This is a genomic window from Vibrio sp. 1078-1 (assembly GCF_033340475.1).
In genome coordinates this window covers 1-628 of sequence record NZ_JAWOWM010000513.1, presented here as the reverse complement: position 1 = coordinate 628, position 628 = coordinate 1, and the positions used below count along the sequence as shown (strand labels likewise).

The window sequence follows — 628 nt, the reverse complement described above, 5'->3', positions numbered from 1 at the left end:
CGATTTTTTGATAATCAGGCACCACCAACGGACCGTTTTCACCCACAACCGGGAATCCGTTGATAGACATTGCGCCAAAGGTATCGATTTGAATGTTACCGGCACGCGTGTAAGCCTCGTTGCCCGCTGGCGTTTCTACCGCAAGGTAACCTTCCCCCATGACGGCAACGTCGAGCGCACGACCTGTTTTCACAACGTCGCCAGAATCAAAACGCGTTGATGCAGAGTTTGTGACCACCATGGTTCGGCCATCAAAGCCCGGGCCTTGTAACTCCACGCTACGAACACGTTCCATATCCGCACGGAAACCTGCGGTATCCGCGTTCGACAAGTTATTCGAACGAACGTGTTGCGCTTTAAGAACTCGGCTTGCACCGGAGGTTGCTGTAAATAACAAGCTATCCATGCAGAGCTCCTATTACACCGCGTTGAACAAGGCTTGAGTGAGCTTGTCGCTGGTCGAAATCGTCTTTGCGTTCGCTTGGTAGTTACGTTGTGCTGTCATCAGTGCCACAAGCTCACTGGTTAGGTCGACGTTTGAGCCCTCTAATGCACCTGGAGTCAAGTTACCCAGCGTGCCAGAACCCGGAACACCCATGATTGGCGCACCAGAGCTAAAGCTTTGTGT

Annotated in this window: 2 protein-coding genes; both read right to left on the bottom strand. The window is 52.4% G+C overall.

Going from position 1 to position 628, the window contains the following annotated elements; translation table 11 throughout:
• A partial coding sequence (locus R7190_RS28505) for a flagellar hook-basal body complex protein (protein WP_318138013.1) occupies positions 1–406 on the bottom strand: 406 nt, incomplete at its 3' end.
• Positions 407–418: 12 nt separating this feature from the next.
• The coding region (locus R7190_RS28500; RefSeq protein WP_318138012.1) for a flagellar basal body rod C-terminal domain-containing protein at positions 419–628 on the bottom strand (210 nt) is incomplete at its 5' end.